This is a genomic window from Gordonia sp. CNJ-863 (assembly GCF_001942325.1).
Lineage (GTDB): Bacteria > Actinomycetota > Actinomycetes > Mycobacteriales > Mycobacteriaceae > Gordonia > Gordonia alkanivorans.
Genome location: NZ_MKKG01000022.1, coordinates 200,948 through 224,859 on the forward strand (window position 1 = coordinate 200,948; position 23,912 = coordinate 224,859).

Annotated in this window: 19 protein-coding genes and 2 pseudogenes; 1 reads left to right on the top strand and 20 read right to left on the bottom strand. The window is 69.4% G+C overall.

Annotation, left to right across the window (positions count from 1 at the left end; genetic code table 11):
* Positions 1 to 177: 177 nt before the first annotated feature.
* From pyrF to BJF87_RS12855, 10 genes and pseudogenes are all read right to left on the bottom strand, one after another.
* A pseudogene (pyrF, locus tag BJF87_RS12810) lies at positions 178 to 1,007 on the bottom strand (orotidine-5'-phosphate decarboxylase).
* 13 nt (positions 1,008 to 1,020) lie between these two features.
* Positions 1,021 to 4,356, bottom strand: a complete 3,336-nt coding sequence (gene carB / locus BJF87_RS12815; protein ID WP_042378403.1) for a carbamoyl-phosphate synthase large subunit — start codon at positions 4,354 to 4,356, stop codon at positions 1,021 to 1,023.
* Positions 4,356 to 5,525 (bottom strand): glutamine-hydrolyzing carbamoyl-phosphate synthase small subunit, encoded by a 1,170-nt coding sequence (gene carA, locus BJF87_RS12820; protein WP_035751485.1) that lies wholly within the window; start codon positions 5,523 to 5,525, stop codon positions 4,356 to 4,358. Before carA ends, carB begins: the two co-directional genes overlap by 1 nt.
* Positions 5,522 to 6,142 (bottom strand): hypothetical protein, encoded by a 621-nt coding sequence (locus BJF87_RS12825; protein ID WP_006357199.1) that lies wholly within the window; start codon positions 6,140 to 6,142, stop codon positions 5,522 to 5,524. Before BJF87_RS12825 ends, carA begins: the two co-directional genes overlap by 4 nt.
* On the bottom strand, positions 6,139 to 7,449 hold the full coding sequence (locus BJF87_RS12830) for a dihydroorotase (protein WP_035751484.1): 1,311 nt from the start codon (positions 7,447 to 7,449) through the stop codon (positions 6,139 to 6,141). The genes BJF87_RS12825 and BJF87_RS12830 overlap by 4 nt, the downstream gene beginning before the upstream one ends.
* 40 nt (positions 7,450 to 7,489) lie before the next feature.
* Positions 7,490 to 8,440: an aspartate carbamoyltransferase catalytic subunit gene (locus tag BJF87_RS12835; protein WP_006357197.1), complete on the bottom strand. Its 951-nt coding sequence runs from the start codon at positions 8,438 to 8,440 to the stop codon at positions 7,490 to 7,492.
* Entirely contained in the window at positions 8,440 to 9,024 is a 585-nt protein-coding gene (pyrR, locus tag BJF87_RS12840; protein ID WP_006357196.1) for a bifunctional pyr operon transcriptional regulator/uracil phosphoribosyltransferase PyrR, read from the bottom strand. The genes BJF87_RS12835 and pyrR overlap by 1 nt, the downstream gene beginning before the upstream one ends.
* 162 nt (positions 9,025 to 9,186) lie before the next feature.
* Positions 9,187 to 9,660 carry a transcription antitermination factor NusB gene (gene nusB, locus BJF87_RS12845; RefSeq protein WP_035751481.1) on the bottom strand — a complete coding sequence of 158 codons (474 nt, stop codon included), beginning with the start codon at positions 9,658 to 9,660 and terminating at the stop codon, positions 9,187 to 9,189.
* Between the two features lie 3 nt (positions 9,661 to 9,663).
* Positions 9,664 to 10,227: an elongation factor P gene (efp, locus tag BJF87_RS12850; RefSeq protein ID WP_035751479.1), complete on the bottom strand. Its 564-nt coding sequence runs from the start codon at positions 10,225 to 10,227 to the stop codon at positions 9,664 to 9,666.
* A 21-nt stretch (positions 10,228 to 10,248) separates the two neighbouring features.
* Positions 10,249 to 11,364, bottom strand: a complete 1,116-nt coding sequence (locus BJF87_RS12855) for a Xaa-Pro peptidase family protein (protein WP_042378404.1) — start codon at positions 11,362 to 11,364, stop codon at positions 10,249 to 10,251.
* Positions 11,365 to 11,473: 109 nt separating this feature from the next.
* On the opposite strand from BJF87_RS12855, the gene BJF87_RS12860 reads away from it, so the two are divergent.
* Positions 11,474 to 11,965 carry a B-4DMT family transporter gene (locus BJF87_RS12860; RefSeq protein ID WP_035751690.1) on the top strand — a complete coding sequence of 164 codons (492 nt, stop codon included), beginning with the start codon at positions 11,474 to 11,476 and terminating at the stop codon, positions 11,963 to 11,965.
* Between the two features lie 32 nt (positions 11,966 to 11,997).
* Here the strand turns inward: BJF87_RS12860 and aroB are convergent.
* The 10 genes and pseudogenes from aroB to BJF87_RS12910 all read right to left on the bottom strand — a co-directional run bounded on the left by aroB (position 11,998) and on the right by BJF87_RS12910 (position 23,810).
* Positions 11,998 to 13,109: pseudogene (gene aroB, locus BJF87_RS12865) on the bottom strand (3-dehydroquinate synthase).
* Positions 13,106 to 13,669, bottom strand: coding sequence for a shikimate kinase (locus BJF87_RS12870; RefSeq protein WP_035751461.1), 564 nt, complete (start codon positions 13,667 to 13,669; stop codon positions 13,106 to 13,108). The pseudogene aroB and the gene BJF87_RS12870 overlap by 4 nt, the downstream one beginning before the upstream one ends.
* Positions 13,666 to 14,874: a chorismate synthase gene (aroC, locus tag BJF87_RS12875; protein ID WP_075863284.1), complete on the bottom strand. Its 1,209-nt coding sequence runs from the start codon at positions 14,872 to 14,874 to the stop codon at positions 13,666 to 13,668. Before aroC ends, BJF87_RS12870 begins: the two co-directional genes overlap by 4 nt.
* 128 nt (positions 14,875 to 15,002) lie before the next feature.
* Positions 15,003 to 15,311 (bottom strand): A24 family peptidase, encoded by a 309-nt coding sequence (locus tag BJF87_RS12880; protein ID WP_316042964.1) that lies wholly within the window; start codon positions 15,309 to 15,311, stop codon positions 15,003 to 15,005.
* Positions 15,312 to 15,362: 51 nt separating this feature from the next.
* Positions 15,363 to 16,223, bottom strand: coding sequence for a shikimate dehydrogenase (locus BJF87_RS12885; RefSeq protein WP_187346501.1), 861 nt, complete (start codon positions 16,221 to 16,223; stop codon positions 15,363 to 15,365).
* A complete protein-coding gene (gene mltG / locus BJF87_RS12890; protein ID WP_075863285.1) occupies positions 16,214 to 17,974 on the bottom strand; it encodes an endolytic transglycosylase MltG in 1,761 nt (586 codons plus the stop codon). Before mltG ends, BJF87_RS12885 begins: the two co-directional genes overlap by 10 nt.
* Positions 17,961 to 18,410: a Holliday junction resolvase RuvX gene (ruvX, locus tag BJF87_RS12895; protein WP_006356961.1), complete on the bottom strand. Its 450-nt coding sequence runs from the start codon at positions 18,408 to 18,410 to the stop codon at positions 17,961 to 17,963. The genes mltG and ruvX overlap by 14 nt, the downstream gene beginning before the upstream one ends.
* Positions 18,410 to 21,085, bottom strand: a complete 2,676-nt coding sequence (gene alaS / locus BJF87_RS12900) for an alanine--tRNA ligase (RefSeq protein ID WP_042375808.1) — start codon at positions 21,083 to 21,085, stop codon at positions 18,410 to 18,412. Before alaS ends, ruvX begins: the two co-directional genes overlap by 1 nt.
* A gap of 102 nt (positions 21,086 to 21,187) precedes the next feature.
* The gene (locus BJF87_RS12905) at positions 21,188 to 22,561 is read right to left on the bottom strand and encodes a replication-associated recombination protein A (RefSeq protein ID WP_042375806.1); all 1,374 of its coding nucleotides are present in this window, start codon (positions 22,559 to 22,561) and stop codon (positions 21,188 to 21,190) included.
* Between the two features lie 7 nt (positions 22,562 to 22,568).
* Positions 22,569 to 23,810 carry a phosphotransferase gene (locus tag BJF87_RS12910; protein ID WP_042375804.1) on the bottom strand — a complete coding sequence of 414 codons (1,242 nt, stop codon included), beginning with the start codon at positions 23,808 to 23,810 and terminating at the stop codon, positions 22,569 to 22,571.
* Positions 23,811 to 23,912: the final 102 nt, after the last annotated feature.

Here is a 23,912-nt window from a genome sequence, read left to right on the forward strand (position 1 = left end):
AGGTCACGGCGATGACGCCATCCGCGCAGGTCGGTAGCAATGCGAAAGACACGCGATCGCGTGATTCACTTGCTGAGACGGATGTGACTGGAGTGATGTGACCAGATTCGTCCGGAATTGGATCGCGTTTCGAGCGTGTCGCGCGCTTCCCCGGCGTAGCGCCGGGCCCGCGTCGTCTCAGCCCAGCGCGGCCTCGACCTCGTCGCGCGCCTGCATGAACGCGTCCCGTAGAGCGGCGACGTCGGGACCCGCCCGCAGCACGCCACGCGAGCTCGCCGGCAACACCCAGGCCGGGTCGGCATCGTCGAAGACCACCTTCAGGTCCTCGGCGGTGGCGCCCTGAGCACCCAGGCCGGGTGCCAGGATGGGGCCGTTCAGGCCGGCGAGGTCGAGTCCGTGTTCGCGGGTCGCGCCCACGACGAGACCCACGGTGGCCGTGCCGTCGGCGTTCTCGGCCGCAGCGGCGTCGACGATGGACTGGGCTACCGTCCGCTCCCCTGCCATCGCCTTCTGCACGTCGCCGCCCTCCGGGTTCGAGGTTCGTGCCAGGACGAACACGCCGCGCTGCCCCGCACGAGCCAGATCCAGTGCTGGACGCAGTGATTCGTACCCGAGGTAGGGCGAGGCGGTCACCGAGTCGGCGCAGAGCGGCGAGGCGTCGGCCAACCAGGCCTGCGCGTAGGCAGACATGGTCGAGCCGATGTCACCGCGCTTGGCGTCGGCGATCACCAGGCACCCGCCTCGCGGCAACCCGCGACGACCCGTTCGAGCACCGCGAAACCCGCGGCGCCGAACGGCTCGAAGAAGGCCACCTGCGGCTTGATCACCGCCGCCGACGGGGCCAGCGCCTCGACGCAGATGTCGGCGAAGCGCGACAACCCGTCGACGGACACGTCCAGACCCCAGTCGGTCAGCAGCGCCGCGTGCGGGTCGATGCCCGCGCACAGGCGTCCGCGTTCGGCCGTCACCTGCCGGTAGCGGGCGCCGAAACCGGACGCCCCCATCATGCCGACACCACCGTCATGACCGGCCGGCCATGTCCGCGTGGCGTCGCTGGATCGAGCGCACCGCGACGTCGCCGTTGATCGCGGCCTCGATGCCCTGGACCGCGGCGCTGGCACCCTGCACCGTGGTGATGCACGGGATGTTGACCGAGACTGCCGCACTGCGGATCTCGTACCCGTCGATGCGCGGGCCGGAGTTGCCGTACGGGGTGTTGATCACCATGGTGACCTCACCGGCGCGGATGATGTCCACAACCGTGCGCTGTCCCTCGGCGGCCTCGAAGTGCTTGAGCACGGTCTCACACTTGATGCCGTTGCGGCGCAGCACATCCGCGGTGCCCTCGGTCGCCAGGATCTCGAAGCCGAGGTCGGCGAGATGCTTGACCGGGAAGATCAGCGCGCGCTTGTCCTTGTTGGCAACCGAGACGAAGATCTTGCCGCTGGTCGGCAGCGAACCGTACGCGGCGGTCTGCGACTTCGCGAACGCGCGACCGAAGTCGGCGTCGATGCCCATGACCTCACCGGTCGACTTCATCTCGGGGCTGAGCAGGTTGTCGACACCGCTGCCGTCGTGGCGACGGAACCGGTTGAACGGCAGGACCGCTTCCTTCACCGAGATCGGCGCGGTCGCGGGAGCCTCGCCGCCGTCTCCGGTCTTCGGCAGGATGCCCTGCTCGCGCAGTTCGGCGATCGACGAGCCGAGCATCACGCGGGCACAGGCCTTGGCCAGCGGCACCGCGGTCGCCTTGGAGACGAACGGGACCGTCCGGCTCGCGCGCGGATTCGCCTCCAGCACATAGAGGACGTCGTCCTTGAGCGCGTACTGCACATTGAGCAGACCCTTCACGCCGATGCCCTTGGCGAGCGCCTCGGTGGAGGTGCGGACCATCTCCAGGTCGGCGCGGCCGAGGGTGACCGGCGGCAGCGCACACGCGGAGTCGCCGGAGTGGATACCGGCCTCCTCGATGTGCTCCATCACGCCGCCGATGTAGACCTCGTCGCCGTCACACAGGGCGTCGACGTCGATCTCCACCGCGTCCTCGAGGAAGCGGTCGACCAGCACCGGGTGGTCGGGGGTCAGTTCGGTGGCACGAGAGATGTAGTCCTCCAGGGACTTCTCGTCGTACACGATCTCCATGCCGCGGCCGCCCAGGACGTACGACGGACGCACCAGCACCGGGTAGCCGATGCGGGCGGCGGTGTCGCGGGCTTCGGCGAAGCTGGTCGCGGTACCGAATGCCGGGGCCGGCAGGCCGGCCCCGGTGAGCACCTTGCCGAACTCGCCACGATCCTCGGCGAGGTCGATGGCGGCCGGGCTGGTGCCGACGATCGGGACACCCGCCTCCTCGAGGCGGCGTGCGAGACCCAGCGGGGTCTGGCCGCCGAGCTGCACGATGACGCCGGCCACGGTGCCCGACTGGGATTCGGCGTAGTAGACCTCGAGCACGTCCTCGAAGGTCAGCGGCTCGAAGTACAGACGATCCGCGGTGTCGTAGTCGGTCGAGACGGTCTCCGGGTTGCAGTTGACCATCACGGTCTCGTACCCGGCCTCGCTCAGGGTGAGCGCGGCGTGGACACACGAGTAGTCGAACTCGATGCCCTGACCGATGCGGTTGGGGCCCGAACCGAGGATGAGCACCTTCGGCCGATCCGGCTGCGGTGCGATCTCGCTGGTCGCCGCGGGATCGAGCTCATAGGTCGAGTAGTGGTACGGCGTCTTCGCCTCGAACTCGGCCGCACAGGTGTCGACGGTCTTGAAGACCGGGCGCACACCGAGCGACAGACGATGCGCGCGCACGGCGGCCTCGTCCTCGAACTCCGGACGGAGGGCAGCGATCTGACGGTCGGAGAAGCCGTTCGACTTCGCCTCGCGCAGCAGCGCCTCGTCGAGGGTGTCGGCGTCGCGGATCTCCGCTCCGAGCGCGGCGATGCCGCCGATCTCGGCCAGGAACCACGGGTCGATCGCGGTGGCCTCGTAGAGCTCCTCGATCGTGGCGCCGGCGTCGAAGGCCAGCATCAGCTTGTACAGACGCCCGTCCTTCGGCGTCCTGATCTCCTCGAGCAGCGCGGGCAGATCGACGGTCTTGGGGTCGGGCCGGTCGGCCTCCACCCAGAAGCCACCGGCCTTGGTCTCCAGCGACCGCATGACCTTGCCGAGCGCCTCGGCGAAGCTGCGGCCGAGGCTCATCGCCTCGCCCACCGACTTCATCGTGGTGGTCAGGGTGTCGTCGGCGCCCGGGAACTTCTCGAACGCGAAGCGCGGAGCCTTGACCACCACGTAGTCGAGCGTGGGCTCGAAACAGGCCGGGGTCTCCTTGGTGATGTCGTTGACGATCTCGTCGAGGCTGTAGCCGATGGCCAGCTTCGCGGCGATCTTGGCGATCGGGAAGCCGGTCGCCTTCGACGCCAGCGCCGACGACCGCGACACGCGCGGGTTCATCTCGATGACGACGAGACGGCCGTCGCGCGGGTCCTGGGCGAACTGGATGTTGCAGCCGCCGGTGTCGACGCCGACCTCGCGCAGGATGTCGATCGAGAGGTCGCGCATGATCTGGTACTCGCGGTCGGTGAGGGTCATCGCCGGGGCGACGGTCACCGAGTCGCCGGTGTGCACACCGACCGGATCGAGGTTCTCGATCGAGCAGACGACCACCACGTTGTCGCGGTTGTCGCGCATGAGCTCGAGCTCGTATTCCTTCCATCCGAGGATCGACTCCTCGATGAGGACGTTGGCCGTCGGCGACGCGGCGAGACCGCCACCGGCGATGCGCTCGAGGTCGGCGTCGTCGTAGGCCATACCCGAACCGAGGCCGCCCATGGTGAACGACGGCCGCACGACGACCGGGAAGCCGAGCTCGGCGACGGTCTCGCGGACCTCGTCCATGGTGTGGCAGACGCGGGAGCGGGCGCTCTCGCCGCCGACCTTCTCCACGATGTCCTTGAACATCTGGCGGTCCTCGCCGCGCTGGATGGCGTCGAAGTCGGCGCCGATCAGCTCGATGCCGTACTTCTCCAGCGAGCCGCGATCGTGCAGTGCGACCGCGGTGTTCAGCGCGGTCTGCCCGCCGAGGGTGGCGAGCACCGCGTCGATGGGATGACCGGCGTCGCGCTCGGCCTCGATCACCTTCTCGACGAACTCGGCGGTGATGGGCTCGATGTAGGTGGCGTCGGCGAACTCCGGGTCGGTCATGATCGTCGCCGGGTTGGAGTTCACCAGGCTGACGCGCAGGCCCTCGGCCTTGAGCACGCGACAGGCCTGGGTGCCCGAGTAGTCGAATTCACAGGCCTGGCCGATGACGATCGGGCCGGAGCCGATGACCAGGACGTGGTTGATGTCTTCGCGGCGCGGCATCAGGCACTCGCTCCTTGCGCACGGTCACCCTCGAGCAGGGTGACGAACTTGTCGAACAGATACGCGGCGTCGTGGGGCCCGGCGGCCGCCTCCGGGTGGTACTGCACGGAGAAGGCGCGGCCGGAGAGCAGCTCGAGACCCTCCACGGTGCCGTCGTTGGCGCAGACGTGGCTGACCCGCGCGCGGCCGAAGTCGGAGTCGAACTCCTCCCCCGCCTCACCCTCGAGTGCGAAGCCGTGGTTCTGCGAGGTGATCGAGACCTTGCCGGTGGCGTGGTCGACAACCGGGATGTTGATGCCCCGGTGCCCGAACTTCATCTTGTAGGTGGACCGGCCGAGGGCCCGGCCCAGGATCTGGTTGCCGAAGCAGATGCCGAACAGCGGCAGATCCCGGCCGAGAACGCCGCGGGTGAGCTCGACGACGTCGTCGGCGGTCGCCGGGTCACCGGGCCCGTTCGACAGGAAGACACCGTCTGGCTTGAGGTCGGCGATCGCGTCGAGGGCGACGTTCGCCGGCAGCACATGGGTGCGGACGCCGCGCTCGGCGAACATGCGCGGGGTGTTGGTCTTGATCCCGAGGTCGATGGCCGCGACGGTGAACCGGTGCTGGCCGACCGGCTCGACGATGTAGCCGTCGGTGGTGGTGACCTCGTCGGCGAGCTTGGCGCCCTTCATGTCCGGCTGGTTGCGCACCCGGCCGACGAGTTCGTCGGTGTCGGCCAGTGCCGGTCCGGAGAAGATGCCGGCCTTCATCGAGCCGTGGTCGCGGAGGATGCGGACCACGGTGCGGGTGTCGATCCCGCCGATGCCGACGATCCCCTGTTTGACGAGTTCGTCCTCGAGGGAGGTGGTGGCGCGCCAGTTCGAGACGCGACGCGTGGGATTGCGCACCGCGTATCCGGCCACCCAGATCTTGCCGGAGTCGCCGTCGACCCCGGTGCTGCCCGCGCTGCCGGTGCTCTCGCCGTCCTCGGTGTTCCAGCCGGTGTTGCCGATCTGCGGCGCGGTGGCCACGACGATCTGCCGGTGGTAACTCGGGTCGGTCAGGGTCTCCTGGTAGCCGGTCATCGCGGTGCAGAACACCGCTTCACCGAGGGTCTCGCCCACTGCGCCGAAGCTCCGGCCGGTGAACACCTGGCCGTTCTCCAGCACCAAGACCGCTGTGTTCATTCCTGTGTCCCCTGTCCACTGTCATGCTGCCCGGCAAAGGCATTCACCCAACCGGGATAGATCGATTTGTCGTCTGCGCGGATTCCCGAGTCGATCTCGGTGCCGCTGGGCAGGACCCACCGGATCACCAGGACACCGTCGGCGCTCATGACCTTGCCCGCGATGCCGCGCTCGGTGCGGACCGCCGTGATCGCCTCACGCGGAATCCAGATGTCGCTTGCACCCTGACGGGTGATCAGGATGCCCGCGGCGAACTCGGCGATCGTCGCCGACGCGCGATCGGAGATGTCCCCGACGGCGACGCGGTTCTGCCAACTCGGTGCCATCGTGGAACCGAGGTAGAGGCCGGTGTCGGGGCCGCGCTGCTCCGCCCCGAGATCGGCCGGGGTGGGCGGAAGTTCGCCGATCAGCTCGGCCTGCGCCGCCTGCTTCTTCTTGTTGCCGGTGATCAGCAGGTAGAACATCGACAGCAGGCCGAGCACGATGAGCACGCACACGCCGATGAACCACGCGTTGAACACGAACCTGCCGTAGCCGAGCACGGTGCCGATCACCGAGGCGACCACGACGAGCACGAGGATGCCGGGGATGAGGCCGCGCCGGGCCCGGAGGTTCATCGGGTCACCCGGCCCTCGCGGGTGGTGACCACGCCGCGCAGGACGGTGGCGGTGATGCTCGCCGGCATCGTCATCTCCTCGAACGGGGTGTTGCGCGACAGGCTGGCCAGTTCGTCGCCGCGGACCACCCACGAGGAGTCCGGGTCGACGACGGTGAGGTTGGCCGGCTCACCAACCTCGATCGGGCGGCCCTGATCGGTCAACTCGACGATCTGCGCGGGCCGTTCGCTCATCACCCGTGCGACGCCGCGCCAGTCGAGGAGTCCCGGCTTGACCAAGGTCTCGACGACGATCGGCAGGGCGGTCTGCAGCCCGAGCATGCCCGGCTTGGCCTGGGCGAACTCGCAGCACTTCTCCTGCGCGGCGTGCGGCGCATGGTCGGTGGCCACACAGTCGACGATCCCATCGGCCAACGCCCGACGCAGGGCTTCGGTGTCGCGAACCTCGCGCAGCGGCGGATTGACCTTGTTGACCGGGTCGTAGGTTTCGAGTCTCGAGTCGTCGAGGAGCAGGTGATGCGGGGTCACCTCGGCGGTGATCGCGATCCCCTGGTCCTTGGCCCAGCGCAGCAGCTCGACGGTGCCCTCGGTCGAGGCGTGGCAGATGTGGATGCGGGCGCCGGCGTCGCGGGCGAGCAGCGCGTCGCGGATGACGATCGACTCCTCGGCGGCACGCGGCCAGCCGGCGAGGCCCAGGCGGGACGCGGTGGGGCCCTCGTTGGCGACGGCACCGACGGTCAGGCGCGGCTCCTCGGCGTGCTGCGCGATGAGCACACCGAGTCCGGTCGCGTACTCCAGGGCGCGGCGCATGAGCAGCGGGTCGTCGACGCACTTGCCGTCGTCGCTGAACATCCGGACGCCCGCGGCGCCGGCGTTCATCATGCCCATCTCGGCGAGCTGGCGGCCCTCGAGTCCGACGGTGACCGCACCCACCGGGTAGACGTCGACGAGGCCGACCTCGCGGCCGGAGCGCCATACGTTGTCGGTGACGGTCGAGTTGTCGGCGACCGGGCTGGTGTTGGCCATCGCGAAGACCGCGGTGTACCCGCCCAGGGCGGCGGCCTCGGAGCCGGACCGGATGGTCTCGGTGTCCTCGCGGCCGGGTTCGCGCAGATGCGTGTGGAGGTCGACGAAACCGGGCAGCAGCACCCCGCCCTTGCCCTCGATGCGCTCGGCGCCCGCGGGTGCGGACAGTTCGGGGCCGATCTCGGTGATCACGCCGTCGACGACGAGAACGTCGACCGGCTCACCTTCGCCGTAGGGGCGAACATCACCGAGCAGGACGGTTCCGGTTGCCGGGGCGGTCACTTGCGAACTCCTGACGTGCTGGGGGTGGGCGTACTCGGTGTCACAGCTGGGCTCCCGCCGAATCGGAGCCGACGAGGAGGCGGAAGAGCACCGCCATGCGGACGTGCACGCCGTTGCGGACCTGGTCGAGGACGGTGGCCTTCGGCGAGTCGGCGACCGACCAGCCGATCTCCATGCCGCGCAGCATCGGGCCGGGGTGCAGGACCACCGCGTCGTCGGAGAGCATCGCCAGGCGGCGGTCGTTGAGACCGAAGCGAACCGCGTACTCGCGGGGGCTCGGGAAGAACCCGCCGTTCATCCGCTCGGCCTGCACGCGCAGCATCATCACCGCGTCGACGGCGGGCAGTTCGGCGTCGAGGTTGCCCGAGACGGTGACCGGCCACTCGCCCACTCCCGCCGGGAGCAGGGTCGGCGGGGCGACGAGGACGACCTCGGCACCGAGGGTCGACAGCAGGTGCGCGTTGGACCGCGCGACGCGCGAGTGCACGACGTCGCCGACGATCGCGATGCGACGCCCGTCCAGCGACCCGAGCCGCTGGCGCAGGGTGAGCGCGTCGAGCAGGGCCTGCGTCGGATGTTCGTGCGTGCCATCACCGGCATTGATGATCGCCGGGCCCTCACCGTCGGAATCGGTGGTCCAGTCGGCGATCTGGGCGGGCGCACCCGAGGCGGGGTGGCGGACGATCAGCGCGTCGGCGCCGGCGGCGTGCAGGGTCTTGACCGTGTCCCGCAGCGATTCGCCTTTGCCCACCGAGGAACTCGACGCGCTGACGTTGATGACGTCGGCGCTCATCCACTTGCCGGCGACCTCGAAGGAGACGCGGGTGCGGGTCGAGTTCTCGTAGAACACCGTCATGACGGTCCGGCCGCGCAGCGTCGGGAGCTTGCGGACCTCGCGGCCCGTCAGTGCCTGCTCGAAGCGCTCGGCGTCATCGAGGAGCGCGGTGGCCTCGTCGCGGCTGAGATCCTGCGTGGAGAGCAGATGCCGCATCACGAATCACCCTCGGCGGCAACGACATCGGCGCCGGAACTCAGGACGACCTGGTCGATCCCGTCGTGTTCGGTGAGGTGAACCGACACCTGCTCGTCTCGAGCGGTGGGGATGTTCTTGCCGACATAGTCGGCGCGCAGCGGCAATTCGCGGTGGCCGCGATCCACCAGCACCGCGAGCTGAACCGCGGCGGGGCGACCGAGATCACGCAGCGCGTCGAGCGCGGCGCGGACCGTGCGTCCGGAGTAGAGCACGTCGTCGACGAGGATCACGATCGCGCCGTCGACGCCACCGGCCGGGACCATTGTCCGTTCGAGTGGGCGATGGGGCTTGCCGCGCAGATCGTCGCGGTAGAGGGTGATGTCGAGGTAGCCGACCGGCACCTCGACATTGGCGAACTCGCCGATCTTGGAACCCAGGCGGGTCGCGAGAGACGTTCCGCGAGTGGGAATTCCGATGAGAACGACGCGCGGGGCGTCGGGCGAGTCCAGTGCTGTCTTCTCGATAACCTGGTGTGCGACACGAGCAATCGTGCGCGACACGTCAGCGGCATCGAGCAGCACCCTGGGGGCGGGGCTGGCCAAAGCCGACCTCCTTCTCCGCCTCGCAGGACGGATCGTTAAAGGATGTCTGTCTCGCGACACTTTACACCGCGTGGCGAGACAGACGAATTCCCGCGACCTGCGCCACAGCAAGCGGTCCCGGTCGCGAACACGACCGGGACCGATGACATGAGATCTTCGGTACTACTCGGCGTCACCCGACGGCCGCGGCTCGGCCGACGCGGCGGCACGGACCTGCGGCGCGAGCTCGGCGATCTTGGCGAGCACACCGTTGACGAAGGCCGGCGAATCATCGGTGGACAGCTCCTTGGCGAGCTCCACCGCCTCGTCGACCACCACGATGGTGTCGACGTCGAGCGAGTTGAACAGCTCCCAGGTCGCCAGGCGCATGATGGCGCGGTCGACGGCGGGCAGACGCTCCAGCGTCCACTCCCGCAGATAGGAGGAGATGACCGCGTCGATCTGGTTCTGATCGTCGGCGAGTCCGTTGATCACCGTGGCGGTGTAGTCGTGGATCGAGCCGACGCTCTCGTCGCTGCGGACGTACTCACGGCGTTCGGCGACGAGCTGCGCAGGGCTGACCTTCTTTGCCTCGGCTTCGAAGAGAAGGTCGACCGCGCGCCGCCGCGCCTTGTGTCGGGTTCCGGGTTGTTTCACAGCTCAGGAGTTGACGCGGCCGAGGTAGCTGCCGTCACGCGAGTCGACCTTGAGCTTGTCACCGGTGTTGATGAACAGGGGCACCTGGATCTCGGCGCCGGTCTCCAGTGTGGCGGGCTTGGTGCCACCGGTGGAGCGGTCACCCTGCAGACCCGGGTCGGTCTGGGCGACGATGAGCTCGACGGTGACCGGGAGCTCCACGAACAGCGGGTTGCCCTCGTTGAGCGAGACCTGCACGGTCATGTTCTCGAGCAGGAAGCGTGCGCCGTCGCCGACGACGGCCGGCGGCAGCGCGAACTGCTCGTAGTCCTGTGCGTCCATGAAGACGTAGTCGGTGCCGTCGTTGTACAGGAAGGTCATGTCCCGACGGTCGACGGTGGCGGTCTCGACCTTGACGCCGGCGTTGAAGGTCTTGTCGACGGTCTTGCCGCTCAGCACGTTCTTGATCTTGGTGCGCACGAACGCGGGGCCCTTGCCCGGCTTGACGTGCTGGAACTCCTGGATCTGCCAGAGCTGGTCGTCCATGCGCAGCACGAGGCCGTTCTTGAAATCGGCGGTGGTCGCCATGTGGTGTTTCTTCCCTTGCAGTCAGATGACGGTGAATGTCTTGTCGGTGGTGGTCAACAGTTCCGGGTCGCCTTGTGTGACGACCAGGGTGTCCTCGATCCTGACCCCACCCCATCCGGGTAGGTACACACCGGGCTCCACGGTGACCGCAGCACCGCATGGCAGTGTACCCGCCGCGAGTTTGCCGATTCCCGGCGCTTCGTGGATCTCGAGACCCACGCCGTGGCCCAGTCCGTGCACATAGTGGTCGCCGTGCCCCGCATCGTCGATGACGTCGCGTGCGGCGGCGTCCACCTCTCGCAGCTCGGCACCCGGGCGCAGTGCCGACCGCCCGGCGGCCTGCGCGGTGGCGACGAGGTCGTAGATGTCGCGCTGCCAATCCGCCGCGCGGCGCAACACGAAGGTGCGGGTCATGTCGGAGTGGTACCCGCCGACGACCGCGCCGAAGTCGATCTTCACCAGATCGCCGTCGGCCAGCGCGGTGTGTGTGGGCCGGTGATGCGGGATCGCCGAATGCGCACCGGCGGCGACGATGGTCTCGAAGGCGATGCCGTCGGCGCCGAGGCGGTACATCTCGAACTCCAGCGCGCGGGCGGCCTGACGTTCGGTGGTTCCGGCACGCAGGACGCCGTCGGCGATGATCCGGGCCAGGGCGGCGTCACCGATCGCGCACGCGGCGCGCAGCAGCGCGATCTCCCCCGCGTCCTTGACGGCCCGCAGGCCCTGCACGACGCCGGTGAGGCCGACCAGTTCGACACCGGAGTCCTCGATCGACGCGGTCAGCGCCCGATGGCCGGCGACGGTCTCGGCGTCGGCCTCGAAGCCGATGCGGGTGACACCAGCGGTGCGCGCGTGTGCGACCAGCGCCGGGACGCACGCGCGTTCGATGACGGGCTCGACGTCGGGGACCTGCGCGGCGACCTGGGTGAGGTAGCGGCCGTCGGTGGCGATCCGGTCCTCCGCGGGGTCGGACACGTCGATGAGGACCGCCGCGTTGGACCCGGTGAAACCGGTCAGGTAGCGGACGTTGACGAGGTCGGAGACCACGAACGCCGACACCTGCTCGGCGTCCGCGCGTTCACGCAATTGGTTCCGCAGCCGGTCTCGCCGGCCTGCTGTGTCGTGGATGATCGGCACCCGGGCAACGCTACGGTGGGACGTCGCACAGTGCGACCCCGGCACGCTGGACCGCCCGGATCGACCGGGTGTGTCGGCGATCACGGCACGGATGCGTAGTATGACGCGCATGTCTTCGTGGTTGGTACGCGGTCTGACGATGACCGCCGTTCACGTCCTCGCCCGAATCCTGCTCGGTGTCGCGGTGGTCGAGGCCCCGCTGAACTCCACCGTGTGGCGCACCGTCACCATCGCGGCGGTCGTCCTGATCGCCCTGGTCTGGGGCGGTTTCGACGGTATCCGTGATGCCCGCGCCAATCCCGATCCGGACGACTACGAGGACCTCACCGTCCGCTGGCTGAAGGCCGGTGTCATGGCCGGTGTCATCGCCGGACTCATCTCCTGGATCCTCGGCAACACGGTCCTCGCCGGCATCGGCCAGGCCGGTCTGTTCGTCGAGCTGATCGCCGGCGCCTCGTTCACCGCCCTGCTGGTGTTCGTCCCGGCCTTCGTCGGCGCAGCCATCGGCCGCTGGCTGATCCGCCGCGACCAGAACAAGCACGCCCCCGAGGACGACTGGTCGGCCCACGAGGACCGTCACGCCGACGCGACCGCGCAGTAGAGCCGGTTCGCTCGTTTCTGGCCGAGTAGCGGCTAGAGCAGGACCGACGTGCTCTTGCCCGCCCCGCCGGCGACGGCCGAGTAGGCGGCGGCGAGGAGGCCCGGATCAGGTCCCTCGAGACGGCCCGGCTTGGCCAGCCCGTCGAGCACGACGAACCGCAGCACACCGGAACGGTTCTTCTTGTCCCCCGCCATCCCCTCGAGCAGGTCGGCGAAGGCATCGGGATCGTAGGTCTCGGCAGGCCGACGAGTTCGAGCACCGACTTGTGACGGTCGGCGGTCGCGTCGTCGAGACGCCCGGCCAGGCGCGCAAGCTCGGCTGCGAACACCAGGCCCACCGACACCGCGGCGCCGTGACGCCAGCGGTAGCGCTCCCGGCGTTCGATCGCGTGGCCCAGGGTGTGGCCGTAGTTGAGGATCTCGCGCAGTGAGGACTCCTTGAGATCCGCTGACACGACGTCTGCCTTCACCTGCACCGACCGGCGGATCAGATCCGGGAGGACCGGGCTGGTGGGGTCGAGCGCGGCCTCCGGGTCGGCCTCGATGATGTCGAGGATGGTCGGATCCGCGATGAAACCGGTCTTGATGACCTCGGCGAGCCCGGCGACGATCTCGTTGCGCGGCACGGTCTCGAGGGTGCCGATGTCGATCAGGACCGCGTCGGGTTCGTGGAACGAGCCGACGAGGTTCTTGCCCGCCTCGGTGTTGATGCCGGTCTTGCCGCCCACCGCGGCGTCGACCATCGCCAGCAGCGTGGTCGGGACGTGGATGACGCCGATGCCGCGCATCCAGGTGGCCGCGACGAATCCGGAGACGTCGGTCGCGGCACCGCCGCCGAGGCTGATGACCTTGTCGTTGCGCTTGAGACCGATCCGGCCGAAGACCTCCCAGCAGAAGGCGGCGACCGAGAGGTCCTTGCCCGCCTCGGCGTCCGGGATCTCGATGCGGTGGGCGTCGAAGCCCTTGTCCGCCAGGAACTCCCGGATCTGCTCGGCGGTCTTGTTCAGCGGCGGCTGATACAGGATCGCGATGCGGTCGGCGCCGGCGGCGGCCTCGGCGACCTCGCCGAGCAGCCCGCGGCCGATCGTGACGTCATAGGGCGCACCCGCGTTGACGCGGATCGCAACGGGTTCGATGTCGGTCATTCTGGTGTCCTCACGTCGAGTTCGCGGGCGAGTTCGGCGACGATGGCGTCGGTGACGGCTTCCGGAGCTGCGTCGGCGTCGACCTCGAAGGTGCACACCGACGAATAGATCTCGGTGCGCTCGGCGAGCAGTTCCGCGTAGCGGGCGGCCGGGTCCTCGGTGGCGAGCAGCGGCCGGTCGGTGCCGGAGACCCGCTCGTAACCGCGTTCGGGGCTGACGCGCAGGAAGACCACCCGCTGATCGGCCAGGGCATCGCGGACACCCGCCGTGGTGACCGCGCCCCCGCCGAGCGAGACCACCCCGCCGTGGTTGTCGAGGACGTCGCAGACCACGTTCTCCTCGATCGTGCGGAAGCCGTCGACACCGTCCGATTCGAAGATCTCCGGGATGCTACGGCCGGTCCGCCGGACCAGTTCGATGTCGGTATCGACGAAGTCGACCCCGAGACGGTCGGCAAGCAGACGCCCGACGGTCGACTTGCCGGCGCCCATGAAGCCGATCAGCACGGCGCTGGGGCGTCGCCCCGTGGTCGCCCGTGTGGGGGTCGGCGTCTGGGTCATGGGCGCGGAGGGCGCGCGTGGACGGCAGTCAGGTAGGCACCGAGGTTGGCGGCGGTCTCGGCGACCGAGTCGCCACCGAACTTGTCCAGCGCCGCCTGGGCGACGACGAGCGCCACCATGGCCTCGGCGACCACACCGGCCGCGGGCACGGCGCACACGTCGGAGCGCTGGTGGATCGCGCTGGCGGTCTCCCCCGTCTCCATGTCGACCGTCGACAGGGCGCGCGGCACCGTCGAGATCGGCTTCATGGCGATGCGGACGCGCAGGTCCTCGCCGTTGGTCATGCCGCCTTCGAGGCCGCCCGCGCGGTTGGTCGAGCGCAGCACGCCGTCGGGTCCGGGGACCATCTCGTCGTGGGCCTCGCTGCCGCGGCGGCGGGCGGTGGTGAAGCCGTCGCCGACCTCGACGCCCTTGATGGCCTGGATGCCCATGAGGGCGGCGGCCAGACGTGCATCGAGCCGGGTCTCGCCGCTGACGTGCGAGCCGAGCCCGACGGGCACTCCGGTGGCGACGATCTCGACGACGCCGCCGAGGGTGTCGCCGTCCTTCTTGGCGGCCTCGATCTCGTCGATCATCGACTTCTCGGCGGCCGCGTCGAAGGCACGGACCGGGCTGGCGTCGATGGCCTCGAGATCGCTGAAGCGCGGCGGCGGACCGACATAGGGATCACTCGCGCCGATCGAGATGACGTGCGAGACGACCTCGATGCCGAAGACCTGACGCAGGAAGTTGCGGGCGACGGTGCCGGCGGCGACGCGGGCCGCGGTCTCCCGGGCGCTGGCGCGTTCGAGGACCGGACGGGCGTCGTCGAAGCCGTACTTGAGCATGCCCGAGTAGTCGGCGTGACCGGGACGCGGACGGGTCAGCGGCGCGTTGCGTGCGCTGCCCTCGAGTTCGGCGGGATCGACCGGGTCGGCCGACATGACGGTCTCCCACTTGGGCCATTCGGTGTTGCCGATCTCGATCGCCACCGGACCACCCATCGTGCGACCGTGGCGTACGCCACCGATCACGGTGACCTTGTCGGCCTCGAACTTCATCCGCGCGCCGCGGCCGTAGCCGAGGCGACGGCGGGCGAGCTGTTCGGCGATGTCCGACGAGGTCACCTCGACCCCGGCGACCATGCCCTCGACGAGGGCGACCAAGGCGGGTCCGTGGGATTCTCCGGCAGTTATCCAGCGCAGCACAGTGATCAATTGTTCCATGTGCCCCACAACTCCCCGACAGCGGTCGTGGGGCGGGCGCCGTCAGGCCAGATCGGACACGACGATCAGCGCGCCGACGAGCGCGGGGGCATGTGCGTGTCCCCCCGTCGATCCGCGACGCCCGATGCTCACCAGGCGATCATCAGCGCCACGAGGGAGGCGCACGCCACCATGATCATCGCGGTGTCCCAGCGCAGCGCGAGACCGCCGCAGGCGAAGGCGAGCTTCACGTCACCGCCGCCGCACCACCCGGCCGTGAACGTCAGCAGGTACGGCGTCGCGGCAGCCGCTGCGGCGAGCCCCACGGCGGGCTGGGCGACGGCGACGACAGCCACCGCGCAGAGTCCTGGCCAGACCATCGCATTGGGGATGCGCCGGGTGCGTGCGTCGGTGACGGCGATCGTGAGCAACCAGAGCAGGATCGCGGGTTCGGCCATGTGCCGAGCATCGCGCGCATCCGGGCAGGATCGCGGACGGTCTCCACAGCCTCAGGCGTTGGGTATGAGCACCTGCGTCATCGCCTCGCGGGGTGCCGGGAGCCCGGTGAACAGCTCGACCTGACGGAAGGCCTGGTTCAGCAGCATGACCAGTCCCCCGATGACCAGTCCACCGGACGCCTCGACGGTGGCCGCCAGCGGCGTCGGCCAGGGGTCGTAGATCACGTCGACGACCTTGCCCGCGTGGGCGATTGCGGGCGCTAGCGTCCCGGCGGCCGGTGCGGGCACCGTCGACACCACCACAGACGCAGCGCGGCAACGGTTTTCGAGCACAGTCCCGGCGTCGAAGGGGACGACCTCACCGGTGATGCCGAGGCGCTCGCACAACTCCAGGACGGACGCGGCCCGGCCGGCGTCGCGCGCGACGACCGAGATCGTCGAGACGCCGACCTCGGCGAGCGCCATGACGGTCGGCAGCGCCGTGCCGCCCGCGCCGACCACGACCGCGTCGGGTGCGGCCCCCGCGGCGATGTCGGTGTCGACGCCGAGTTCGGCCAGCGCTCCCGTCATGCCGTCGATGTCGGTGCAGTCGGCCCGCCAGCCGTCGTCGACGCGGACGAGCGTGTTCGCCGATCCGACGAGTTCGGCCCGCTCGGTCCGTTCGGTCGCGAAGTCCAGGGCGGCCAGCTTGTTCGGCATGGTCACCGAGAACCCGATGAACTCCGGTGCCGCGCCGGAGACGATCTCGGGCAGCCGATCGGCCGTGCACTCGATCCGGTCGTAGGTCCAGCCGTCGAGACCGAGCGCCCGGTAGGCGGCCAGGTGGACGGCAGGCGACTTGGAATGCGCGATCGGCGAACCGAGGACCGCCGCCCGGCGACGGTCACCGTACGGCGAACGGCTCACTGGCATCCCGTCGACACGAGCTTGTTCTTGCAGGCGACAGTGCGGTTGCGCTTGTGTTCCTCGAAGGTGTTCGCGAACAGCGTGGTGCCCGCGGTGTCGACGGTGACGAAGTACAACCACGAACCCGGAGCCGGGTCGAGCATCGCCTCGAGTGCCGGGACACCGACGGCCGCGATCGGGGTCGGCGGAAGACCCTTGTAGCGGTAGGTGTTCCACTCGTTGTCCGCCTTGTAGGCCTCACCGTGCACATCGATGTTGGTGACGGCGGCGGTGTAGTTCTGCGTCGAGTCCATCTCGAGCCGCTGATCCTCGTCGAGCCGGTTGCGGATGACGCGGGCGACCTTCGGCGCATCTTCGACGTGCCGGACCTCGCGTTCGACGATCGACGCGGCGATCAGCGTCTCGTAGGGCGACAGTCCGGACTTGTTGTTGTCCACCAGACCCCACTGATCGAACATCACCGCGCTCTTGGAGATCATCTCGTTGAGGATCTGCACCGCGGTGTGATCGGGTTCGACGCGTTCCCAGGTGGTGGGCGCGATCAGGCCCTCGACGCGGCGGTGGTCGCCGGTCATCGACGCCACGTTCTCCTTCGCCCAGTCCGGCACCCCGAGGGCCTCGGGGGTCGAGGTGGCGGCCGCCTCTTCGAGCTGGGCCACGGTGACACCCTCGGGCTGACCGTTGACCTCGGTCGCCGTCGCGTCCTGGATCAGCTGGAAGATGCCCGGCGTGATCTTGCCGTCGATGCCGGTCTTGGAGTCGAGCTGCAGACCCGGCGGGATCACCACCCGTCCGACGCGGTGCTGGGCGCTGTCGTCGGTGAGCATCTCCACTGCGGTCGATGCCGGGATCTGGGTCCGCATCTTGTAGAGGCCGCCGGACATGGGCTGACCGTCCGCGGCGTCGATGAAGGCGCGCACGCTGCCCACGACATCGGCGTCGACCAGGATCCGGCCGAAGTCGGACAGGGTCGAGTTCTCCGGGATGTCGACGATCACGTCGCTGGCACCGGCGGTGTTGGTGTAGTCCTTGCGCGACTCCAGGACTCCCATGGAACGCAGACCGTAGTAGCCGACGCCGCCGACGAGGGCGAGCATGAACACGATGGCGAGTGCCAGCACCACGCGACGCTTCTTCTGGTTCTCCCGGTTGCGTCGGCGCGGGCGTCGTGGCGCCGCGGCCGGCTCCGCGTCGTCGGCACCCGGCCACCAGTCGTCCTCGTCGCGCGCACGCGGTCCACGCGGCGTCGTCGCCACGGGCTCGGGGTGTGCGGGCTCGCCGTACGCAGGCTCGTCGTAGGTGGGCTCGTCGTACGCGGGCTGGGCGTCGACGTCGCTGAACTCATGGTCGTCGTACCGGGGTTCGACGTATTCCGGTTCGGGCCGGCGCGGGGGGGCCGGCGGCGGAGGTGCCTGCTGTGCACGCGGCGGCTGCGGGGGTTGACCGCCCGGCGGAATCCGGACGGGCTGCGCACGTCCCGGAATCCCACCCGGCCGGCCACTCTGGGCCGGGGGCGTGGGCTCGCCGGGCTGCGCGGGCGGGGCTGCACGCCGGCGACGATGCCGGGTGTGTGACGCACCCTCGCCGGGCTGCGTGAAGTACCGCAGACGCTCCGGATCCATACCCTCGGCACCGCTTTGGTGCGCGTCGGCACGGCGTCCCTGGCTGTCCCGGTGTCGCGTGCGACGCCGTTCTTCGGTCACCGCCGGCTCCCCTCCCGACTCTGTCGAGGGATCATCGGACTCACCGTCGCGCATCCAGCCATCCCTGAAGGATAGCGACCGCCGCGGCTTGGTCGATGACTCCTCGTGATGACTTCACCGTCCGGCCGCTCGCGTGCAGCGCCTGCTGCGCGGTCACGGTGGTGAATCGTTCGTCCTGCCAATGCACCTCGGCCGGCGCGATCCGCTCGGCGAGTCGATCACCGAAGGCGCGTGCGGTCTCCGCCGCGACCCCGGTGGTGTTCTTCAGCGTCTTCGGCAGCCCGATGACGACGCCGATCGCCCCGTATTCGGCGACCAGTTCCACGATCCGATCGAGATCGGTTGTGGCAGAGGGTGTTCGACGGACAGTCTCCACCGGTGTGGCGAGAATCCCGTCGGGGTCGCAGACCGCGACACCGATCCGGACGCTCCCGACGTCGATACCGAGGCGGCGGCCTCGTTGCAGGCGCGGATCCTGGTCGATGGGCATCAGCCGACGAACTCGCGGATACGCGACAGGGCGGCGTCGATCCCGCCGGGTTCGGTTCCCGAGCCCTGGGCGAGGTCGGGCTTGCCACCACCGCGGCCACCGACGAGCGGCGCCACCTCCTTGACCAGATCACCGGCCTTGATCCCGGCGTCGCGGGCCGCGGCGGTCGTGGCGATCACGAACGGCACCTTGGCATCCGGTCCGTCGCCGCTCGGCGAGAACAGGGCTATCACGGCCTGGCGGTCGGCGACCCGGCCCCGCAGATCGGTGACGACCGAACGCAGTCCGTTGGCGTCGAGTCCTGGGACACGCCCCTCGACCACGAGCGTGGAACCCACGGTGGTCGCGGTGTCGAGGAGACCGGACACGGCCGCCTGCGCCTGCTCGGCACGCACCCGGGCGAGTTCCTTCTCGGCATCGCGCAGCTTGGTGACGAGCTGCTCGACGCGGCCGGGCACTTCCTCGGACGGCACCTTCAGCGACGACGCCAGACCGGCGAGCAGAGCACGCTCCTTGGACAGGAAGCGGAACGAATCCATACCTACGTAGGCCTCGACGCGACGCACACCGGAACCGACGGAGGACTCGCCGATGAGGGTGATCGGACCGATCTGCGACGACGACACGACATGCGTGCCACCGCACAGTTCCATCGAGAACGGGCCACCGATCTCGACGACACGTACGACGTCGCCGTAGTTCTCACCGAAGAGTGCCATCGCACCCATCGCCTTGGCCTCGTCGAGTCCGGTCTCGAAGGTGTTGACCTGATAGTTGGCTTCGACCGCGGCGTTGGAGATCTCCTCGATCTCGCGACGCTGCGACTCGGTCACCGGGCCGCTGGCGTTGAAGTCGAAGCGCAGGTAGCCCGGGCGGTTGAGCGAACCCGCCTGTGTCGCACCGGGTCCGAGGACCTCGCGAAGCGCGGCGTGCACCATGTGGGTGCCCGAATGGCCCTGCGTGGCGCCGTGACGCCAGGCGGTGTCGACGGCGGCGAGCACCTCGTCGCCCTCCTCGATCTCGCCCTCGTCCACGCGGACCTTGTGCAGCCACACCGACTTCCCGACCTTCTGCACATCGGTGACGGACAGGCGCACACCGGAACCGGTGGTGATGGTGCCGACGTCGGCCATCTGGCCGCCCGACTCGGCGTAGAGCGGGGTGCGGTTGAGCACCACGGTGAGTTCCTGGCCGGCCGTCGCCACGGGCACCCGGGCGCCGTCGGCGACGAGACCGAGAACGCGTGCCTCGGAGACGAGTTCGTCTAAGCCGGTGAACTCGGTGGGTCCGCGGTCGAGGAAGTCGCGGTACACGCTCAGGTCGGCGTGCCCGGTCTTGCGGGCGGTCGCGTCGGCCTTGGCGCGCTGCTTCTGCTCGGCCATCAGGGCGGTGAAGCCCTCCTGGTCGACCTCCAGCCCGGCCTCGGCTGCCATCTCGAGCGTGAGGTCGATCGGGAAGCCGTAGGTGTCGTGCAGGGTGAACGCGTCGGCACCGGTGATGGTGGTACTCGCGGACTTCTTGGTGGCGGTCGCGGCGTCGATGAAGAGCTTGGAGCCCGCGGCGAGGGTCTTGGCGAAGGAGGTCTCCTCGCCCACCGCGACCTTCACGATGTCGGCACGCCTGGTCTCGAGCTCCGGGTACGACGGGGCCATCAGGTCGATGACCTTGCCGATGATCGTGCCCATGGTCGCCTGGTTGTCCCCCGCTCCCAACAGCCGCATCGACCGCACGACGCGGCGCAGGAGGCGACGCAGCACGTAACCGCGACCGTCGTTGCCGGGCAGCACGCCGTCGCCGATCAGCATCGCCGAGGTGCGGGCGTGGTCGGCGATCACGCGGAAGCGCACGTCGTCGGCATGCGAACCGGCGCCGTAGGCGCGGCCGGTGAGCTCGGCGGCCAGGTCGATGATCGGCTTGAGCAGGTCGGTCTCGTAGACGTTGTCGACGCCCTGCAGGATGCAGGCGACGCGCTCGACACCCATGCCGGTGTCGATGTTCTTCTTCGGCAGGGGCCCGAGGATCTCGTAGTTGTCCTTGCCGCCGCCCGGACCGCGGACGTTCTGCATGAACACGAGATTCCAGATCTCGATGTAGCGGTCCTCGTCGGCCTCCGGGCCGCCCTCGACGCCGTAGTCGGGGCCGCGGTCGTAGAAGATCTCCGAGCACGGACCGCAGGGGCCGGGGACGCCCATCGACCAGTAGTTGTCCTTCAGGCCGCGACGCTGGATGCGCTCGGCGGGCACGCCGATCTCGTCGCGCCAGATAGCCTCGGCCTCGTCGTCGTCGAGATAGACCGTGGGCCACAGCTTCTGCGGGTCGATGCCGTAGCCGCCGTCGGAGACGCTGTTGGTCAGCAGGGTCCAGGCGAAGTTGATGGCCTCGCGCTTGAAGTAGTCGCCGAAGGAGAAGTTGCCCGCCATCTGGAAGAAGGTGTTGTGGCGGGTGGTGATGCCGACCTCGTCGATGTCGAGGGTGCGGACACACTTCTGGACGCTGGTCGCGCGGTCGTACGGCGGGGTCTGCTCGCCCAGGAAGTACGGCTTGAACGGAACCATGCCGGCGTTGACGAACAGCAGGTTGGGGTCGTCGAGCAGCAGCGAGGCACTGGGCACCTCGGTGTGGCCGGCCTTGATGAAGTGGTCCAGAAAACGCTTCCGGATGTCATGCGTCTGCACTGTTGGTCTCGTCCTCGCCGTTGGTTGTCGCGACATCCCAGAGTACCGTCGGCGCGTCGCGGAACCGGTCCCGGGCGTCATACCCCGGCACATCCGGCGTGATCAGCGGGATCGGAAACGTGTGACGGCACCCCGGACGATGGATCTCAGGCGTGCCACGCGCGGCCCGATCTCACGTTCGAGCCCGTGATCGGTGGGCTCGTAGTAGTCGACGCCGACGAGTTCGTCGGGCGGGTACTGCTGGGGCACCACGCCGTCGGGATGGTCGTGCGGGTACCGGTAGGCGACGCCGTTGCCGAGTTTCTTGGCACCGGCGTAGTGGCTGTCGCGCAGGTGGGCGGGCACCGCCCGGGCCTTGCCCGCCTCGACGTCGGCGAGTGCGGCGCCGATCGCCGAGACCACGCCGGCCGACTTCGGTGCGGTCGCCAGGTGGATGGTCGCCTGGGTCAGGGCCAGTTTGGCCTCCGGCATGCCGACGAGGTTGACCACCTGGGCGGCGGCGACCGCGGTCTGCAGCGCGGTGGGATCGGCCATGCCGATGTCCTCGCTCGCGTGGATCATCAGGCGCCGGGCGATGAAGCGCGGGTCCTCCCCCGCCGCGATCATGCGCGCCAGGTAGTGCACGGCGGCGTCGACGTCGGAGCCGCGGATCGATTTGATGAACGCGCTGGTCACATCGTAGTGCTGGTCGCCGTCGCGGTCGTAGCGCACCGCCGCGCGGTCGATCGCGGTCTCGACGTCGGCGAGGTCGACGTGGGTGGCCGAGTCGGCGCTGGCCTCGAGCGCGGTGAGGGCCCGCCGGGCATCGCCGCCGGCGACCGCGACCAGGTGGTCGTAGGCGGCCTCGGTCACCTCGACCTGCCCGTCGAGGCCCCGCGGGTCGGCGACGGCCCGGGTGAGGACCTCACGGATGTCGTCGTCGGTCAGCGACCGCAACTGCAACACGAGGGACCGTGACAGCAGGGGTGCGACGACGGAGAACGACGGGTTCTCGGTGGTCGCCGCCACGAGCAGCACGATCCGGTTCTCGACGGCGTCGAGCAGAGCGTCCTGCTGGGTCTTGGAGAAGCGGTGGACCTCGTCGATGAACAGGACGGTCTGCTGACCGTCGATGAGCCGGCGACGGGCGACGTCGATGACGGCGCGCACCTCTTTGACTCCCGCCGACAGGGCGGACAACGCCTCGAACCGGCCGCCGGTGGCGCGGGCGATCAGCGACGCCATCGTCGTCTTGCCGGTGCCGGGCGGGCCGTAGAGCAGCACCGACGCCGCGCCCACGCCGCTGATCAGGCGACGCAGCGGCGAGCCGTCCCCGAGCAGGTGCTGTTGGCCGACGATCTCGTCGAGGGTCTGCGGACGCATGCGGACCGCGAGCGGTGCCGTCGGTTTCGGTGCCGCGGTCAGGCCGTCGGCGCCGGGCGTCGGCCCACCGGCTCCGGCCCGGGGATCCACGGGCGGGTCGAACAATCCGTCCACGAGCCGATCAGGCCATCCAGATGCGCTGCAACGCGAGACCCGTTGCAGTCGCGAAGTCGGCGATCGCGTCCTCACCGGCGCGACCGGCGGCGGCCGCGAGGTCGGTCCAGCGGGACACGAGTACACGCGGATCGTTCGTGTGCAGTGCCCAGTCGTGGGTGAATCCGCCGGTGCTCTCGGTCGGGGTGCCCGCGGCGGAGCCCTGCAGTTCGGGGTCGAACGAGGTCATCTCGAGGCTCGCGTCGGAGTCCGCACCGACCGCGTTCTCCGTGGCGATGAGGTCGGTGTCGGCGGGCAACATCCACGCGGTCGACAGCCACACCCACAGCAGCCGGGCGACGAGCACCTTGCGCTGCATCTCGCGTTCGTGCGCGAGGGCCGGCCAGATCGGGTTCACCTCCGACCGCCAGGCGTCGACCATCGACACCTCGAGGTCGGTGGCACGTGCCGCGGCGCGCGCGGGCAGCTGGGCGGTCATGGTCACCACCGCGTACGCGATGTCGAGGGTGGCGTCGCGGAAACCGCCCCACTCGTAGTCCATGAACTGCACGCCGTCGTCGTTGAGCATGATGTTCTCGGGGCCCACGTCCGACGGACTGAATGCGCGGTGCTCACCGTCGTCGAACAGGGCGGCCGCGGTCTCGAGTGCCTCGAGGACGCGGTCCGGCACCTGCACGCCGAGCGCGGCGGCGTGTCCGGCCAGTGCCTCGACGGAGCGTCGGGCCTCGTCCCGGAGGATGTCGCGTCCCTCGGTGCCCGACCTGCCGCGGCGGACCAGGGCGTCGAAGTCGATCTCGCCGCCGACGGTGGCGGCGTGCATGCGGCCCAGGGCCTGGCCCCAGGCACTCACCGCGCGGGAGGTCTCCACCGGGTCGACGCCGTCGAGGTACTCCAGCATCGAGCGGCCGTGCCCGAGGTCGGAGAGCACCATCAGGCGCAGGTCGGGGTCGGAGGCGATCAGCTGCGGGCCCGGCCGCGACTCGTTCGGGAGCGCGGTGGCGTACTTGTACGAGGCGATCTCCCGGTGGAACGCCTGCGGGTCCTCGTGCTCGGGCAGCGCCTTGATCACCAGCGAACGGTCCAGGCTGAGGGGGTTCTGCGCCACCCTCACCCGAACCACCGTCGTACGGCCGCTACCACCGAGGTCCTCCGGGTCGTCGAGGACTACGGAGGAACCGGCGCGGTGTGACAGCAGCGCCTCTGCCGCCCGCACCACGCTGGTGATGCGGCTTTCAGTAATGACCGTCATGTCGTATCCCAAGGTACCCGTTGCAACTGTGTTGCAACACCGGTGTTCATCCTTCTGTACGACCTCGGGATTGGTGAATGACGATTCAGACGCGCCGATTAC

Bases quoted from the DNA above. Each gene is read 5' to 3' on its own strand.
- carB (WP_042378403.1), bottom strand. From the start codon at position 4,356: ATGCCGCGCCGCGAAGACATCAACCACGTCCTGGTCATCGGCTCCGGC.
- efp (WP_035751479.1), bottom strand. From the start codon at position 10,227: ATGGCGACCACCGCCGATTTCAAGAACGGCCTCGTGCTGCGCATGGAC.
- aroC (WP_075863284.1), bottom strand. From the start codon at position 14,874: ATGGAACAATTGATCACTGTGCTGCGCTGGATAACTGCCGGAGAATCC.
- ruvX (WP_006356961.1), bottom strand. From the start codon at position 18,410: ATGCCCATCGACCAGGATCCGCGCCTGCAACGAGGCCGCCGCCTCGGT.
- BJF87_RS12825 (WP_006357199.1), bottom strand. From the start codon at position 6,142: ATGAACCTCCGGGCCCGGCGCGGCCTCATCCCCGGCATCCTCGTGCTC.
- BJF87_RS12870 (WP_035751461.1), bottom strand. From the start codon at position 13,669: ATGACCCAGACGCCGACCCCCACACGGGCGACCACGGGGCGACGCCCC.
- BJF87_RS12880 (WP_316042964.1), bottom strand. From the start codon at position 15,311: ATGGCCGAACCCGCGATCCTGCTCTGGTTGCTCACGATCGCCGTCACC.
- BJF87_RS12860 (WP_035751690.1), top strand. From the start codon at position 11,474: ATGTCTTCGTGGTTGGTACGCGGTCTGACGATGACCGCCGTTCACGTC.
- BJF87_RS12835 (WP_006357197.1), bottom strand. From the start codon at position 8,440: ATGCGGCATCTGCTCTCCACGCAGGATCTCAGCCGCGACGAGGCCACC.
- carA (WP_035751485.1), bottom strand. From the start codon at position 5,525: ATGAACACAGCGGTCTTGGTGCTGGAGAACGGCCAGGTGTTCACCGGC.
- mltG (WP_075863285.1), bottom strand. From the start codon at position 17,974: ATGCGCGACGGTGAGTCCGATGATCCCTCGACAGAGTCGGGAGGGGAG.
- BJF87_RS12885 (WP_187346501.1), bottom strand. From the start codon at position 16,223: ATGCCAGTGAGCCGTTCGCCGTACGGTGACCGTCGCCGGGCGGCGGTC.
- BJF87_RS12910 (WP_042375804.1), bottom strand. From the start codon at position 23,810: ATGACGGTCATTACTGAAAGCCGCATCACCAGCGTGGTGCGGGCGGCA.